Consider the following 1,621-nt stretch of genomic DNA (forward strand, 5'->3'; position numbering starts at 1 on the left):
TCATGTTCGGCAGGCTGAAGGATTGGCGGCGTGTGGCGACCCGATACGACAGATGCCCGAAGGTCTTCCTCTCAGCCATCGCCCTCGCCGCACTCGTCATTTACTGGCTATGAGTCCTGACCCTAGACCGCCATGCCATAGTTGACGCAGTCCGGCGAAATGACCGCATTGATGGCAGCCGCCAGAAGCATTTCCTGAAAGCAGGTCAGTACCTGAAAGCAGGTCAGTATCAGTGTTCCGGGCATTGCGTCGGCGGGATCGGCCTTCAGTTGGTTTCTACCTGTGTAGAAGAGCCTGCGCTTCTCTTCCTCGGAGCGCTGCCTCGCAAGCGGCGTCAGTGGATTCGGGGCTCCGGGCAAAGGGCCATTCGCTCACCCGGTAATGACAGTGGCGAGCGAACTCAGCCCGTTGCTGGTGTACAGTCTCATGGTGCGGACTTCTTGGAAGTCCGCCCGAATTTCTGGCTGCGAAATGGCGGTTGCCAGTTCGCGGGCCAATGACTGCGGATGTCTTGTCGGATCAGCCGCAATCACCAGCGCATCCGCGCCGAGGTATTGAACGGTCTTCCGCCGCCTTTGGACAGTCAAGGCTTCCCCCCGCCAGGCGTTCGAGCGGGGAATTCAAGACCTCACGGAAGCTGTCGGCGCGGCCAGAGGCAGGGCACCAGGTATCCTATCGTCATGCACCAGGTATCCTATCCGGGTGAATGGCACACTCACTCCCGCGGGGCGGCAGCCGGCCCGGGTGCCATTAACCGCGCGCAGCCCGACGAACTGGCAGCTGACCTCTCCTTTAAAGAAAAGCCGGCCGTTCTGGTCATTGTTGCCGCCGGCGAGATGCGCATTTCCACCAAGAGCCTTTCCGCGACGCCGGGCGCAATCGCCATCGTTCTGTCCGTCACTCCGGCGAAGGCGATGCCGCTCGGAAGCGCCAGCTTTTGAGCGAGGGCCTTCGCATCGGGGAGGAGGTGGGAGCGAAGGGGGAACAGGCGTGACAGTTTTTTCGATGCGGTGCAGCGTCTCAGCATGCGGCGGGGCCAGCGCCTGCGCCAAGCCCGGTGACTGGAAACGTGCCGCGCCGGTCAGTCTGCGTCTCTCATCTCATATTACTCAGCAATATCAGTGCCTTAAAGATTAATTGCTCAGGCGGCAGGGTGCGGAGAAAATTTCACGATCTCAGTAAGTGACTGATAAGAAGGGGTAAAATTTTGCTTGGGTCGCCGTCTGTGTTGCAGGTTTGTGCTACACCTTCAGCACAGGTTGAAGGTATCGGATCCTACCCGCCGGGTCAGCATTTCCTTTGGGTAACCAATTTACTCAAGGAACCCTTCTCTCCGGTCGGGAGAAACCGTCCAGCAGACGCTGTGAACTGATGCGGTGGATGCTCCCATCCGACGGTATCGAGTGTGCCGCAACGGTTTCGGAGGAACCAACGCGAGGGACGCATCCATGTCAGAGATTAGCGTATTGGCAATCGTTAGTGTCCGAGCACGTAGTGTAATTTCCGCGCCTTCAACGGTGTGATCCTGGGTGGCCATCGAGGTGTATGGTCGAGGTGGAGTTTCGACGCTTCAACCACGACCCACACGGAGACCCCGATGACCAAGACCAACATGGACCTT

1 protein-coding gene and 1 pseudogene are annotated in these 1,621 nt (G+C 58.9%); both read left to right on the forward strand.

Features of this window, described 5'->3' with window-relative positions; genetic code table 11:
- Window positions 1-113 (forward strand): annotated as a pseudogene (locus tag ACOHX0_RS21830) (IS5/IS1182 family transposase); the annotation flags it as partial.
- A gap of 567 nt (window positions 114-680) precedes the next feature.
- Window positions 681-941, forward strand: a complete 261-nt coding sequence (locus tag ACOHX0_RS21835; RefSeq protein WP_420679356.1) for a hypothetical protein — start codon at window positions 681-683, stop codon at window positions 939-941.
- Window positions 942-1,621 lie beyond the last annotated feature (680 nt).

Origin of the sequence: Cribrihabitans pelagius, assembly GCF_048820915.1 — a bacterium.
GTDB lineage: Bacteria > Pseudomonadota > Alphaproteobacteria > Rhodobacterales > Rhodobacteraceae > Cribrihabitans_A > Cribrihabitans_A pelagius.